General features: G+C 42.6%; 12 protein-coding genes. 4 read left to right on the forward strand and 8 right to left on the reverse strand.

Going from position 1 to position 14,262, the window contains the following annotated elements; all coding sequences use genetic code 11:
* Positions 1-12: 12 nt before the first annotated feature.
* Positions 13-1,050: a LacI family DNA-binding transcriptional regulator gene (locus tag AC1XUE_RS22930; RefSeq protein WP_483358343.1), complete on the forward strand. Its 1,038-nt coding sequence runs from the start codon at positions 13-15 to the stop codon at positions 1,048-1,050.
* A 16-nt stretch (positions 1,051-1,066) separates the two neighbouring features.
* Here the strand turns inward: AC1XUE_RS22930 and AC1XUE_RS22935 are convergent, their stop codons facing one another.
* The 4 genes from AC1XUE_RS22935 to AC1XUE_RS22950 form a co-directional block, all read right to left on the reverse strand.
* Positions 1,067-2,539: a DUF3748 domain-containing protein gene (locus AC1XUE_RS22935; RefSeq protein ID WP_483358344.1), complete on the reverse strand. Its 1,473-nt coding sequence runs from the start codon at positions 2,537-2,539 to the stop codon at positions 1,067-1,069.
* On the reverse strand, positions 2,476-4,704 hold the full coding sequence (locus AC1XUE_RS22940; RefSeq protein ID WP_483358345.1) for a hypothetical protein: 2,229 nt from the start codon (positions 4,702-4,704) through the stop codon (positions 2,476-2,478). The genes AC1XUE_RS22935 and AC1XUE_RS22940 overlap by 64 nt, the downstream gene beginning before the upstream one ends.
* Before the next feature lie 47 nt (positions 4,705-4,751).
* Positions 4,752-5,915 (reverse strand): sialidase family protein, encoded by a 1,164-nt coding sequence (locus AC1XUE_RS22945; protein WP_483358346.1) that lies wholly within the window; start codon positions 5,913-5,915, stop codon positions 4,752-4,754.
* Positions 5,916-5,980: 65 nt separating this feature from the next.
* Positions 5,981-7,885, reverse strand: a complete 1,905-nt coding sequence (locus AC1XUE_RS22950) for a PfkB family carbohydrate kinase (protein WP_483358347.1) — start codon at positions 7,883-7,885, stop codon at positions 5,981-5,983.
* Between the two features lie 547 nt (positions 7,886-8,432).
* Here AC1XUE_RS22950 and AC1XUE_RS22955 point away from each other — a divergent pair.
* A complete protein-coding gene (locus AC1XUE_RS22955; protein ID WP_483358348.1) occupies positions 8,433-8,972 on the forward strand; it encodes an RNA polymerase sigma factor in 540 nt (179 codons plus the stop codon).
* A gap of 93 nt (positions 8,973-9,065) precedes the next feature.
* On the opposite strand, the gene lgt is transcribed toward AC1XUE_RS22955, so the two are convergent.
* Positions 9,066-9,890, reverse strand: coding sequence for a prolipoprotein diacylglyceryl transferase (gene lgt, locus AC1XUE_RS22960; protein ID WP_483358349.1), 825 nt, complete (start codon positions 9,888-9,890; stop codon positions 9,066-9,068).
* A gap of 198 nt (positions 9,891-10,088) precedes the next feature.
* On the opposite strand from lgt, the gene yidD reads away from it, so the two are divergent.
* On the forward strand, positions 10,089-10,298 hold the full coding sequence (yidD, locus tag AC1XUE_RS22965; RefSeq protein WP_483358350.1) for a membrane protein insertion efficiency factor YidD: 210 nt from the start codon (positions 10,089-10,091) through the stop codon (positions 10,296-10,298).
* A gap of 3 nt (positions 10,299-10,301) precedes the next feature.
* Here yidD and AC1XUE_RS22970 read toward each other — a convergent pair whose 3' ends face one another.
* On the reverse strand, positions 10,302-11,255 hold the full coding sequence (locus AC1XUE_RS22970) for an AAA family ATPase (protein ID WP_483358351.1): 954 nt from the start codon (positions 11,253-11,255) through the stop codon (positions 10,302-10,304).
* A 49-nt stretch (positions 11,256-11,304) separates the two neighbouring features.
* The gene (gene prmC, locus AC1XUE_RS22975) at positions 11,305-12,168 is read right to left on the reverse strand and encodes a peptide chain release factor N(5)-glutamine methyltransferase (RefSeq protein WP_483358352.1); all 864 of its coding nucleotides are present in this window, start codon (positions 12,166-12,168) and stop codon (positions 11,305-11,307) included.
* A gap of 93 nt (positions 12,169-12,261) precedes the next feature.
* Between prmC and ribD the strand changes: the two genes are divergently transcribed.
* Positions 12,262-13,329 (forward strand): bifunctional diaminohydroxyphosphoribosylaminopyrimidine deaminase/5-amino-6-(5-phosphoribosylamino)uracil reductase RibD, encoded by a 1,068-nt coding sequence (gene ribD / locus AC1XUE_RS22980; RefSeq protein ID WP_483358353.1) that lies wholly within the window; start codon positions 12,262-12,264, stop codon positions 13,327-13,329.
* On the opposite strand, the gene AC1XUE_RS22985 is transcribed toward ribD, so the two are convergent.
* Positions 13,326-14,096, reverse strand: coding sequence for a shikimate dehydrogenase family protein (locus tag AC1XUE_RS22985; RefSeq protein ID WP_483358354.1), 771 nt, complete (start codon positions 14,094-14,096; stop codon positions 13,326-13,328). The genes ribD and AC1XUE_RS22985 overlap by 4 nt on opposite strands.
* Positions 14,097-14,262: the final 166 nt, after the last annotated feature.

Below are 14,262 nucleotides of genomic sequence, written 5' to 3' on the forward strand. Positions count from 1 at the left end.
CCCGAATTACCCATGGAAAAGGAAGTAACTATTTATGATATCGCCAAAATCCTTAATTTATCTCCGGCAACCGTGAGCAGGGCCTTGAATGATCATCCGGCGATTAATAGTAAAACCAAGCTTTCCATTGCTAATAAAGCTGCCGAACTAGGTTATCGCTCCAATACATTCGCAAGTAATTTGCGACGGAAAAGTACGAGTACACTGGGTGTGATCGTGCCCCGGTTGGATAGTAGTTTTATGTCTGCTGTGCTTGCAGGCATGGAGGAGGTGGCGAATAAGGCAGGTTATAATTTGCTGATTAGTCAATCGCTGGAATCCTATAAGAAAGAAAAATCCAATGCGAAAACGATGTATAACAGTCGGGTTGACGGATTGTTGGTTTCTCTTGCTTATGATACAGAGGATTTTGAGCACTTTGAAAACTTCGTTAAAAAGCGCGTACCTGTATTATTTTTCGACCGCATCTTCAGCCATTCGGAATGTGCAACCATTGCGATCGACAATGAGCATGCGGGATATGAGGTGACGTCTCATCTGATTATGCAAGGTTGCAATCATATCATGCACATTACCGGCAACCTGAAAAGAAATGTGTATGTCGACAGGTTGAGTGGATACCGGAAGGCATTGCAATCACATGGAATAGCATTTGACGAGATTTTGGTGACAGAAACAGACCTTTCAAGAGAGGCAGGTAAGGCGGCTATTGATTATATGGAAAAGCTGCCTGTACGTCCTGATGCTATTTTTGTAGCCAACGATATTTGTGCGATCAGTTGTATACAGGAATTGAAACGGCGCGGTTACCGTATCCCGGAAGATATAGCCATTGCAGGATTTAACAATGATCCTGTTGCTCAGGTAGTGGAGCCAAGCCTTACCACGGTTTACTATCCCGGAAAGGAGATGGGTGAAATTGCTGTGAGAACGATGATCAACCACCTGACAGGAACTTCGGATATAGACCCTGCCAACAGCGTCGTATTACAGTCTGAATTGTTGATCAGAGATTCTTCCCGGAAATTGCAAAGAGAAGCACAGAATTAAGCCATGCTTCTTCTGTTTATCTGATCGTTTTAATAAAAATCTGTTGCGTGGCAGGCTTTCCGTCGGCTTGCTTTACGAGTCTGTTGAAAGCAATGGTTTTGCCGTCCGGTGACCATACGGTGTTGGTTGGAGCAATGAGGGTTGGGTTGGTAAGTTCAACAAAACGCTTTTCAAATTCTTCTGTGCCTGTTTTGCAAAGCATTATACTGCCATTCCAGATGTAGCTTACACTTTTGCCGTCCGGATGCCATCTTATGTTTCCGTTTACGTTGGAGTCATGATAAGTCAGTTGTGTCATTGCTCCGCCAATTGCCGGAATCAGAAAAACCTGTTGTATACCTGAAGTGTCATAAGCAAGAAAGGCCAGCATACTGCCGTCAGGTGACGAGCGGATTATTCCTGAACAGCCAGGTTTTACACTGCCGGTTGTGTGCGTAAGCCTTCGCTGTACGGTTCCTTTAGGTGGCGTTGGGAAACTGGTTGAAGTGCCTTCCAGAGGGCCGTTATCACCGGGTATGGTTATATCATCAGGAATATCTACGATGAAAACTTCTGAAACTTCGGTGCCGCTTTCTGTTTTTACAGTTCCCAAAAATGCTCTTGCAATTTGCCTTTTCCCATTTTTTAAATAACCGTTTTTTCCAACCCAGCTGTCACTTGCTGCATGGCTGATTTCATCGCTTCCGGGTTTCGGCACAGGTGTCACGCGTACCACCAATGCGCTGAACCACGTTCCTGATACATTTTCATCGGAACTGCTGACCTGAACTGGATTCCCCTTTTTTGATACGCCTATGGTTCTCAGATTATGGCTTTCTCCTGTGCTGTCTTCCAGGGCTTTTAGAATTGCATCGTTATATGTATATCCAATCCATTTTCCATCACCGCTCCATTCGTGCCTGTGTGTTCCTCCTCGTAGCGCGCCGGGCGTGAAAGGATATGTCACATCACGGGCATCCATGTATATGGGCTGATTCGGTTTTGCATCCTCTATGATTACACCTGTTCGTCTCCATTGCTGGTATGGGTTGTTTTTTGTACTGGTGGCAAGTCCATGAATGAATACGACAGCATGATTAACCGGACTGTAACTTACAGCTCCTGCACCCGGTCCCCAGGGCTGATTGTCTTCGATCTGAAACAGGATTCTCTTCTCGCCGGTAATAACATGTACTTTTTCAATTTTGGCTGATGCTGCAATTCCGCCTTCGTCCGTGCGGGTGTCGTAAACCAGCCAGGAACCGTCCGGAGAAAAATTATCATTGTTATCAAGATCGTGATGATAGGAAAGATCATGGGTGATCTGCTTCTCATCCGGCGGATAGGAACTCATAGCTGCTACAGTTAATAAAATGATCAGAAATGTTTTCAAAGTTACGGCAGACTTACTGATCGGAAAAGTGAAAAATAACTTTGTGACAAAGTCTATTTGTGTACCGGAGCACTGATAACGCCCAAGTATCTTCCCAGCCAGTAGGGGAGCAGCCATATATCCCCGGCGCTTTGCATTGATGTACCATTGCTGCTGTTACGGTCCAGGTTGAAAGTATTTCCGTTGTGTCTTTGAATAGGTCGCTCACTTGCGGGCAGTACTTCTTTGATTGTTTGTTTGCGGAAGTTGGGTTCAATCTTTTCGATATCCTTTCTGTGGCTGTTGCGGATTCGCCAGTCGATCATATCCATCGGATGTTCCTGCAGGTACCATATTGCTTCTTTGAGGTCAAACGTATCTGTTCCGGTGAGTGCCGTAAATATATTCCATGCACCTTCCTTTTCGGGTCTTTCTGCCTGCCAGTGATCTATAATTGTTTCTTTGTATCGGGCTTTGAGTGTATCATTCAGCGCATAACGGTACAATCCCCAATAGCCAAGGAAATACATCTCATCATCCGAATGGTTCCAGCCGTCCGACATGTGTTTGGCATGCGCTGTGGCATCTTCCGGCGCTTTGCCAATCAGCTCCATGGGACGCATCAGGTTTTCAAAATACCCGTGTTTGGTCATGAGTTCAAACGCTTTTTCCTTATACTTTTCCTTTTTAGTGAAATGATAGGCAGTCTGAAGCATTGCGATGATGTTGGAAGAATTCAGTTTCCGGTCACCCACATTTTCTGGGAAAGAGTTGACATAGTCAGGATTCCATTTTCCCCATAAGGTTGGTTTTCCATTGTAATCGATCATATACATATCATTTTTGACAATATGCGACATCAGCGTATCAATCATCGTGACCGCACGGTTTTTCAGGTCAGGATCCTGAACCAGTTCTGCCATAGCTCCGAATGCAAAAATATGTCCGATGGCTTCATCGCTGCTGGTTGTTGATTTCCAAACCCATTCTTTTTCTGGCGACTGTTGCCAAAATTCAGGATCTCCGAGCTCATTCACATGCCCTGCTCTTTCAAACGAACGGGCAGGAAAACCGGGAACCGGATTTACACTATACAATCTTTCCATTGCTTCCATGGATTCGCGGCAGTTTTGCAAGGCGGAGGAATCCTTGGTGACTGCATATTTGAATATTTCGGCACCGAGATACATTGAAGTCCATAACCCGTCATTGTCGGAATCTTCCATAAAACCTGTTGAAAGGTTGCCATGATCCATGCCACGGACGGTTGCATTAAATCCGTTTCTGATATGCAATTTGCGAACCTGACCTTCATAGAAAAGTGCTTTTTCTTCCAGCGTCATGTCTTTAAAATGAAGCTGTCCCAATCCGGCATTGGTAAGAAACAATACAGAGTTGCCCGGCCCCTTGGTGATTTGCTTTACATGGTTGCCTGGTAGCCAGCGTTCTCCGTTATAGTAATCATATTTCCCATCTGCACGAAGCGAGAAAGCGCCATCTGTAGAACCGAACCACAGCTTCTCGTCTATGACTCTTACTGATGAAATATTGGTAACAGGTAATTTCCTACGTATTTCACCTGCTTGCTTTTGCGAAACGATGTCATAGTCCAGGTATCCGTCAGTTGTCCCGATTACAGCAATAGTATTTTTTTTATAAAGGTCGAAGGAGGTGAAATCAGTGCCATCAAAAACCTTTTTCAGATTTTTCACAACCGGATCGAAAACGGAAAGTGTTCTACTTCCCAGAATCCAGAACTGACCATCGTTTGGATTGAATCGTATTTCGATCACCTTATCTCCGGACAAAGAGCCAGTCCAGGGAGCCTGATCCTGTTGCACCAGTTGCAGAGACTTGCCATCTGATACTAAAAAGCTGAAATTTTGTCCGCCTTCAAAAACGTTTGCATGGGGCAAGGTATGCCTGATAAATAATTTTCCTGCCCAGGCATTGGCAAAAACGACGGAGTCGCTCAGGTATACAAACTGATCCTGATAGCTGGTAACTCCTACAATTTTTTTGTCTTTTAAGAACCGATAGGACTGATCGGGTGCTATAGTGCCATGGTGTTGAAAATGACCATTGTAGGTATGCAGAAGGCCCTCTGCTGAGATGATCTTTATCAAACCATTTTTATCAGAAGCAGATTGGATAAGGTGCTGCCGGGTAGTATCTGAGTAATATTTAACACTATAATCCTGAATGAATGGCTTGTCTTCATGAATTGGCTGCATCACTGATTTAGAACAGGAAATGATACCTGCCATTGCCATAAGCAGAAGAGGGCTAATAAACTTTTGCATTGCTATATATTTATAAATTTTAGTGCAGGTGCATACCACCTTGCTATCTATTTGATCTTTGCCGGATCAACGACTACGTATTTGATCGATTTCTTACCTTTTTCAGGATGATGCGAATAGGAAAGATGAATGAAGCCATCATTACTTTGAACAAGGGATGGATAAGAGAAACCTCCTTTTTTAGTAGTATCGTCTTCCAATACCACTTTTGATTTCCAGGTTTTACCTTCATTATCTGACAAGAGCAGATTGAGTTTATACCGTCCATCATCAATGTCGTTACCCAGAAATGCCCAGCGGCCATCCTTTAAAACAAGAAGTTCTACACTGGCTGTATTTGGGATGTCTGTTTTCTTACTGGGCTCCCAGCTTTGCCCTCCGTCTGTTGACTCACTGATATGTACACGAGTCGGTGGATCACCACTGTCTCTCATATAGGCTACCAGGTTTCCATTTTTCCGGGCTACCACTGCAGGCTGAATGGGTCCTCGTCCTACCAGCGGCAGACCAGGTAGCCATGTATTTCCATCGTCTTTCGATATAGCCATCATAGATAAATTGTATCCGTCGGAATACAGCGGAAGAACAATTTTCCTGTCTTCCATAACCAAAGGTTTGATTCGTGTCATCCAGCCAATACTACGTTTGGAAGGATCTTTGGCTGCGTCCACAATCATTTCATCATATTTGGGAGCGTATCCTGCCCAGCCAGTTTTAGCTTCCGGGAGCTTTCTAAACTTCGCTGCCATCTCTTCTGCAAACTTCGCGTCTGGTTTGAGTAGGATGTTGTCCTGCCAGTTCCAAACCGGTGCTCCTTCTTTGAAATAGTCTGTGGATGTTCTCACTTTCAGAATCGATTGTTCCCAAAGATTGGCTTGTACGGCAATCCATACCAGAAACAGTTTTCCGGATTTGTTCAGAAAGAGTACCGGGTTACAATCAGGCAAGTGAGGTGTGTCGGCCATGAGGAATGGTGCAGACCATGTTTTTTGCCCTTTTTTTAGGCGTGCTCCCATAATGCGAACATCATCTTCCTTGCGTTCTCCGCTACCCTGAAACCAGGTGATGAGCATATCGCCGTTAGGAAGGTTCAACAGGCTGCTCGCATGCACATGCTGACCTTGATGCGGGAAAACGAGTGTTTGCTGTACAATTTGTGCATTTGCATTTGCAATGATGCTAATCAATATAATAACCAGGTATTTCTTCATTCTGTAATAATGACCGGAGATATGATGTGGTTTAGATTTTTGAACGCCAGGCAACAGGTTTTTAATCAATAGTTTACATTGAAAAGTAATGTGGTAAGTTTCTGATGCTGTGAAAAATCCGGAATCAGGATTTGAGCTCCGGCTTTTATAAGTCTCGGTCTTTTATCAGGATTATGACCAAAGCGTTGCTCTTCATTACTGGTAATGCCGATGGAAATCCCACCTGCGCGGTTACCTTCCCTGACTTCATCCGGACCATCACCAAAGACACCCAGCTCTTTGCCGTGGAGGTTATTATCGCGGATGATGTTTTCTATCACCATCTTTTTTGAAAACTTGGTATACTCTTTCAAAGCACCGTATATACCCCCATCGAACAGATCGGCATAACCCAGGACAGTTGCTTCGTTTTTGACATCATCCACATCGGTACCACTTGCCAGGTACATTCTTACACCTCTTTCTTTTAGTGATCGTAAAAATTGAACAGCACCTTTCAAAGTGAAATCTTCCTGTGACAGCTCACCGGATGTCAGCCTTTGCATCCGTTTTCCAACCATCTCCATCAAGGCGTCATTGTATATATCTTTATACCGGAACTTATCAAGAATCTGATCTTCCGGAACAAATCCGAATTCTCTTACCAGAGCCACCAGTCCCTCCATCTGATAAATGGTTTGTATGCCGGTGGTGTTATGGATGAACTCCTTTACGGTATGCTGTACGCCGAGATATATCTTTTGCTCAACAGTTTCATAATGCGCTCCGAGGATAGACTTCATCATGACGGGCTCCATAATAGTTTCCCAACCTTGCCGTAGCGTACTGATCGTTCCGTCGTGGTCGAATACTGCATGCCTGATATGTCCCATTTTCAACAAAACAGTCGGGTCGCACAGCTCAAATTCGGTATTAGCGATGAAGGAAGCGCTTCTTTCGTTGGTTGCCAGGTCAGGATTATAAATGAAATCAGGGTAACTGGCTATAGCCAGAATTTCATCCGCATTTGCAGTTCCGGTCGTAAAACGTTTTTGAACCGTTACAGCAGCGGCGAAATTTGCAAATTTGGTCGCTTCCTCAACACGAATTCCGGTAGCAAGACAAAGAGCCGTAGCGCTAACCACCGTATCTCCGGCTCCAACTGTATCTAATTTTCCTTTGAGCTGCAGTCCGGGTATATGATAATCGCCATGCGCATCAAAAGAAAGAATTCCTTTTTCACCACAGGTAACGATGACCGGTTTTTGCCTTATTCTAAAAATTTCACGGCCCCAATTTCTGAGGTCTGACAGGGAGGTCAGTTCGTTAAATTCCTTACCTGCCAGCGTTGCTATTTCCCTGTCGTTTGCTTTCAGGTAGGTTCCTTCAATGCGGCTGTTAAAATGACGGGAATCGAGAATGACAGTCTTTTCAGGATACTTTTTAAAAACAGCATTTACTTTATCAATAAACAAATCATTTGAAATACTTCCTGTAACCTGCTGATTAAAGATGAGCGCGTCACATTCCTGAAGTGCTTTTTCAATGGAAGCCAGAAGTAATTCATCGGTCTCTTCACTACGCTTGTTGTATCCGCCGAAGTCAATACGTGGTTGCTCTGATCCTTCCAGATGTCGCTTCAGATAACTGTAGGTATCAAAGTTGTCCTTTTGAATAAAAAGTGACTCAGTATCGGCGCCGGTATGCTGAAGTTGGGCAGTAAGTTCTCGTCCATGTATATCATCACCAATCGTACCAATCACTTGTATAGATGCAGGCTTTAAGGCTGCAATATTTGCCACTACATTGGCTGCTCCTCCTGGCGAGTAGTATTGCTTTCTTACTGTTTCAGTCATTAAGCCAGTTTCAACAGATATTTCGGATGCTGCCGGATCCATGATCCAGTAACAATCCAGACAAAAATCTCCGTATACGGCAATTTTAACAGAAGCTATTCCTTTAAGTATTTCTTCAATCTGACTTTGATCCATGGAGGTATCTTAAGTTGAGCTCTGAGTCTAAGAAAGAAACTCATTTGTACCTATATACTTGTAATGTAAAAAGGCAGGCTATTGAAGATGCTATAGAATGGGAGATTTGGAAAAAATAAAACGGTAACATGTACGGTGATTTTTAACAAGTCACCTATGTGAAATACCTTGATAATGAGCTTATATGATCCTGATACTAAATAATTGTTACTGATTTGTTAAATAAATGATCTTTGCGCAAAATGAAGATATTTTTACGCAAGTTGCGATTTGAAATCAAAAATCATCAGGTACATTTATCATCAGAAATTCATGACGCCGCACGAAAGAAAACATTGAAACTTTTTTCAATAGTAAAATTTAAGATTACGAATTGAGTGTTTTTTAATATTTTATATACAATCTGATGCATTTTTCATAATAGTGTTTTGTATAGAAATAAAACAGTTTCAGCTTATAAAATATAATTATTGTAAGATTAAAATAAACTATCTGATTGATTTTTAAGATTTGAAATATATCATTTTTAGATTAAATCCTTACTATCGTGGCCCATCCTGACGAGAATATCCTGACAAAAGTGACCCAAGGTGATGAAAATGCCTTTGCGGAATTGTATAACTATTATAAGTCGCCTGCACTCCGATTTACAACTTCCCTTCTGAAGGATGAAGAAGAAGCGGAAAACATGGTTCAGGATGTATTTCTGAAGATATGGATCAAGCGTGAGCAAATTAAACCGGAATACAATTTTAGCTCTTACTTATTTACCTGTCTGAGAAATATGGCTTTTGACTACTTCAAAAAAATGGAGAAAAGTGAGCAGCTCAGAAAACAGTTTATGGAAGGAATGATGCTGATCGCAGATGATGAAAGAGAAGAAAAGGAGAGAAGAATGAGTCTTTTGAATAATGCGGTAGAATCACTTTCTGTAAAGCGTAAAATGGTTCTAAAACTGAATATAGAAGAAGGTAAGTCTTATCAGGAAATTGCTGAATTCTTAAGAATCTCAAAAAACACAGTAAAAAATCAGTTAGTAAAAGCCAAGCAAATACTCCGTGATAAGATGGATGTTGCTACTGCCTGAAAAAGGTTAATAGTTATGAAATTGATGGTGATGCAATAGCTTCATTAAAAAAACCGGAAGCTGGCCAACTCCCGGTTTTTTTTGATTTTGTGTTTATGCCGGCAGTTGATTTTGCCTGCTTTTCCAAATAAAGAATAATCCCAATGCTACTGCCGGAATGCTTAATATCTGGCCCATATTCAACGCATAATCAGCTTCAAATGCTTCCTGATTTTCTTTAAGGAATTCATAGAGGAACCTGAGTGTAAATACCCACACGAAAAATATACCTACCAAAAGGCCACGTGGAGTCTTTGCCTTGTACTTATTCCATAATGCAAACAAAATAAAGAAAAGAACCAGACAGGTTATGGATTCATAAAGTTGTGCAGGATGCCTTGGATTTTGCGAAAATTCTGTGTTTTGAAGGAATATAAAACCCCAGGGCATATCTGTCAGTTTACCTACGATTTCATGGTTCATCAGATTGCCGAAGCGTATAAAACAACCTGTAAGCGCCACCAAAATAACGATTCTGTCAGCTACCCAAAGGAAAGTTTGCCCGGATGAAGTTCGTGATCTTGAATAAAGTAACAAACCGGTAATGATACCGATAATAGCTCCATGGCTGGCCAGACCGGCATACGGAGGCATAATCACTTCAAGAGGATTTTTAAACAAAACTTCGGGCTGGTAAAAAAGGAAATGACCTATACGGGCACCTAATACAGTTGAGATCACCATATACAATGTCAATGCATCAATATCTTCCTCAGGTTTACCTTCCTTTTTGAAAATATGGATCATGATCTGCTGGCCAATCAGGAAGCCGGCTGCAAACAGAAGTCCATACCAGCGAACCGGGAAAGGACCAAAGCCTGCTATTTCTGGTATTGTAAAAATTTCGGGATTGACATCCCAGATGATGTATGAAAGCATTTTATACGATGTTAATAAGCGATGTAGCTAAGGATGGCTGGATACTTTTACAAATATGAGTGAAAAATACGTATTGATTATACCTGTCGCATGATATTAAGAATGAGAACTCAAAACTTTTGCAGAACGTATGCCGGTGTATTTGCGTTGTGTAGCAGAAGTTTTAGCAACGTGGTCTATCTTGTTACAAGTCATAAGATGAAATTCATACTCATAGGATTGGTTCGTATATACCAAGGAGTGTTGTCTCCTTATTTACCTAATTCGTGCCGTTATACGCCTACCTGTTCGCAGTATATGATCCAGGCTGTTCAAAAATACGGCGTGGTCAAAGGAGGGTGGATGGGCTTGAAACGAATTGGCAGTTGTCATCCCTGGGGAGGTCACGGTCACGATCCTGTTCCGTAATTATTATCCGATTGCCACTTTTCTCAATATAGAATCGATAATGGATATCGTTCTGACATTATCTGCCTCTGCTTCATAGTTAAGCAAAATCCTGTGGTTCATAATGTCAGGAGCAAGTTCCTTGATGTCTTCGGGTAATACGTAATCTCTTCCTTCCAGATAAGCCATGGCTTTGGCTGCCCGGTTTAGATAGATGGTTGCACGGGGTGATACTCCAAACTGTATGTAACGTGCTTCGTCTCTCAGGCCATAATCCAGTGGACGACGTGTTGCGAAAACCAGTTCGATGATGTAGCGCTCCAACGTATCCGAAATGTTAACATTATTGACAGCGTTGCGAACTGCAAAAATATCTTCTTTATTGAGAATAGGCTTTATCTTGTAATCGTAGTTGATATCCGACATCCTCCGCATCACTTCCAATTCTTCCGCCTTCTCTAGATAATCAACATATACTTTCATCATAAACCTGTCAATCTGTGCTTCCGGAAGGGGATAGGTTCCTTCCTGTTCTACCGGATTTTGAGTAGCAAGAACGATAAACGGGCGATCCAGATGATACGTTTCATCACCTATGGTTACCTGTTTTTCCTGCATGGCCTCCAGCAGGGCAGATTGTACTTTGGCCGGGGAACGGTTTACTTCATCCGCCAGAATAATATTGGAGAATATGGGTCCCTTTTTTACTTCGTAATCACCAATCTTTGGTTTATAGATCATAGTACCGATCAAATCGGCAGGAAGCAAATCTGGTGTAAACTGGATTCTTTTAAATTCCAGATCCAGAACTCTGGCCATCGAATTAATCGTCAGGGTTTTGGCAAGTCCCGGAACTCCTTCCAGTAAAATATGTCCGCCGGTAAAAAGGCCAATCAAGAGTCGGTTAAGCAGTCGATCCTGCCCCACCACTACTTTTCCCAGTTCGTCGAGGACATCCTTTATTTTTTCTAAATACATGTTATTCTGTTTTAAGCATAACGACGATAGTTAATCCGCGTTTGCTTTTTTAATGCTCCCAAATAGCTCTTACGAACCTGTCTTTTCCATGTATATCCCTTAGAATCTCTACTTTTCGATAAGACCGTTCTTCAAAAACTTTCTTTGTTTCAAGTCCAAAATGCTCATTGATTTCTACATAGCATTTTCCTCCCTCTTTCAAATGGTGTTTACCGAAATCAGCTATAGCCTTATAAAACAATAACGGATCGTTATCTTCTACAAACAAAGCTTCATGTGGCTCGAATCGTAGTACGTTCGGGCGCATATGTTCCGCTTCAGAATAGGTAACGTATGGCGGATTGCTCACCAGACAGTCAAATTTGATCACGTTTCCCGGTAATGGGAAAGTTACATTCAGCATATCCTGCTTGGCAAATTGCACATCTGCAATAAGCTGACGGGCATTTTCACGTGCCACCTCAAGCGCTTCGTCAGATACGTCCCATGCATGCACGCTTACATGTGGAAGGAAGCGCGCCAGCACAATAGCAATACATCCACTACCGGTACCAATGTCGAGAATAGAAATATCCTTATCCGGTTCGGCATAATCCCGGGTTACCATGCGTACAAGTTCTTCTGTTTCCGGACGCGGAATAAGTACAGATGAAGATACTCTGAACTCCAGACCGCAGAATTCGGTAGAGCCAATAATATGCTGAACAGGTTCGCTGTTGTTAAGGCGGGATATAATGGAAAGCCAGTCGGGTTGCGCAGTCGTTTCAGGAATCGGTCTGTCCACAAGAACATCGATATTTCTCAAACGCATATAATGCTCCAATAGCATGAATGTGATCGCTTGCGCTTCTTTGTCGGGATATGCTGTAATGCCGCTTACAATATTTTTATATAGCTGACGTGCCGAAGTCATTTTTTATGAGTTTTTATTCCTAGGTCGGAAAGTTAACAAATTTAAAGAACTCCCGAAACTTGAGTTTGATGCCAACTTTGTATTTTTACCACTATGAACTCAGATATTCAATGGATGCAGCGCGCTTTGCAGTTGGCAGAATACGGCAGGGGAAGCGTTAGCCCGAACCCGATGGTAGGCTGTGTAATCGTACATGAAGGGAAAATTATAGGTGAAGGTTGGCACAGGCATTATGGTGGCCCGCATGCCGAAGTGAGGGCAGTAGAAGATGCCGAAGAAAAGGGAAACTCGACTTTATTATCTGAATCTGTCGTGTATGTTACACTCGAACCATGCTCTCATACCGGGAAGACGCCTCCATGTGCTGATCTTCTTGTGAGAAAGAATGTTAAAAAAGTGGTGATCTGTAATCATGACCCGAATCCACTTGTTGCAGGGCAGGGTATTGAGAAGCTTAGATGTGCTGGAATTAACGTGGAGCAAGGGATAATGGAAGAGTCTGGGCTGGAGCTGAACAAACGTTTTTTTCTGGCATTGAAAGAAAACCGGCCGTACATAATTCTGAAATGGGCTGAAACTGCTGACGGGTATCTGGGGCATAGTAATGGAGCTCCTGTTGCGATCAGTAATTCGTATTCCAATATGCGTGTTCATAAATGGCGTAGTGAAGAAGATGCGATTTTAGTGGGTTTCAATACGGCGTTGGTAGATAATCCCCGTTTGAACGTCAGACAATGGGTGGGAAAAAACCCGGTCAGGATTGTGTTGGATAGAAACAGGATCTTACCGGAAACGCTACATGTCTTCGATGGATCGCAACCTACAATTGTAGCGGGTTATCAAAGTGAAACTAAGGATATGTCTTATCCTCAGCGCTATAATGATATTCCGGAATCGGACAGCATCCAGATCAACCCCGGAAAGGATGAAATAGAACAGTTACTAAAGAAGCTGGTCGAAAAGAAAATCCATTCTGTATTTGTAGAAGGTGGCCCTGCAGTTATAAATTCCTTCCTGAAAAGTGGATTTTGGGACGAAATACGCCGATGCCAGAGCAATATGATTTTGAGAGAGGGGATTGTTGCCCCTGCACCCCACGGAATCCTGACAGGTTCCGAGAAGGTGCAGGATGATTTATGGACCTATTACCGAAAAGTTTAAATACTCCACATTTCGTCATCATTGGTCCAAATGTCCCAGGCTTTTTCTGCCTGTAGTTCTAACATTTTCAAACCATTTTGCAAAACGGCTCCTTTTTCTCCTCCTTTTTTGAGAAAGGTGGTTTCGGCTGGATTATACACAAGGTCATAAAGATAATGCTGATTGCCAACCCATTCAAATGGAAGTGCCGGACATCCTTCGACATGAGGATAGGTGCCGAGGGGAGTTGTATTAATAATAAGACGGTGGGAACTGACAATTTCTTCATTCAGATCTTCATATACTATACAACCGTTCTGAGGGCTGCGGGAGACTTGCTCATATACGATTTCCAGATCTTGCAGTGCTACCTGCACAGCTTTGGCTGCACCGCCATTTCCTAAAATAAGTGCCTGAAAGCTACTGCAGGATTCTCCACGGCGATCAAGCCACTCTACCAATGATTGTTTGAATCCGTAATAGTCGGTATTATATCCTTTGGTGCTGCCATCAGCAAAGATCTTGATGGTGTTAACTGCTCCGATTCGCTCAGCAGAGGAATCATCTAAGTCATCCAGATGACTGATAACAGCTTTTTTGTATGGAATAGTGACATTTAACCCTCGTAAATCAGTTTTTTTTAGCAGCTCGGCAAGCCCGTCCAACGTTTCCATTTCGTAAAGATCGTAGCTGCTTTCCTTTATTCCTTCTCTGATAAATTTATCACTGAAATAACGCTTTGAAAACGAGTGAGTAAGTGGAAATCCTATTAAACCGTATAAATTCATGTTGATTCTGATGAGAAAGTTGATTGCATTAAATGTCTGACGTTAAATGGCCAGAGCCACCCCGATGATGTGGATTCAACGCGGAGGCGAAGTTAAACGACTTACAACGGAATCACAAAGGTTTAAGGTGAACGTCTGAATATCGCTACATCTGCAGATCGCCTGT

Source organism: Dyadobacter sp. HNCC25DJ187 (assembly GCF_056895255.1).

What these genes read in the sequence shown, in the direction of transcription:
- ribD (WP_483358353.1), top strand. Translation starts at nt 12,262, where the DNA reads ATGAACTCAGATATTCAATGGATGCAGCGCGCTTTGCAGTTGGCAGAA.
- lgt (WP_483358349.1), bottom strand. Translation starts at nt 9,890, where the DNA reads ATGCTTTCATACATCATCTGGGATGTCAATCCCGAAATTTTTACAATA.
- yidD (WP_483358350.1), top strand. Translation starts at nt 10,089, where the DNA reads ATGAAATTCATACTCATAGGATTGGTTCGTATATACCAAGGAGTGTTG.
- AC1XUE_RS22940 (WP_483358345.1), bottom strand. Translation starts at nt 4,704, where the DNA reads ATGCAAAAGTTTATTAGCCCTCTTCTGCTTATGGCAATGGCAGGTATC.
- AC1XUE_RS22945 (WP_483358346.1), bottom strand. Translation starts at nt 5,915, where the DNA reads ATGAAGAAATACCTGGTTATTATATTGATTAGCATCATTGCAAATGCA.
- AC1XUE_RS22970 (WP_483358351.1), bottom strand. Translation starts at nt 11,255, where the DNA reads ATGTATTTAGAAAAAATAAAGGATGTCCTCGACGAACTGGGAAAAGTA.
- AC1XUE_RS22930 (WP_483358343.1), top strand. Translation starts at nt 13, where the DNA reads ATGGAAAAGGAAGTAACTATTTATGATATCGCCAAAATCCTTAATTTA.
- prmC (WP_483358352.1), bottom strand. Translation starts at nt 12,168, where the DNA reads ATGACTTCGGCACGTCAGCTATATAAAAATATTGTAAGCGGCATTACA.
- AC1XUE_RS22935 (WP_483358344.1), bottom strand. Translation starts at nt 2,539, where the DNA reads ATGGCTGCTCCCCTACTGGCTGGGAAGATACTTGGGCGTTATCAGTGC.
- AC1XUE_RS22950 (WP_483358347.1), bottom strand. Translation starts at nt 7,885, where the DNA reads ATGGATCAAAGTCAGATTGAAGAAATACTTAAAGGAATAGCTTCTGTT.
- AC1XUE_RS22985 (WP_483358354.1), bottom strand. Translation starts at nt 14,096, where the DNA reads ATGAATTTATACGGTTTAATAGGATTTCCACTTACTCACTCGTTTTCA.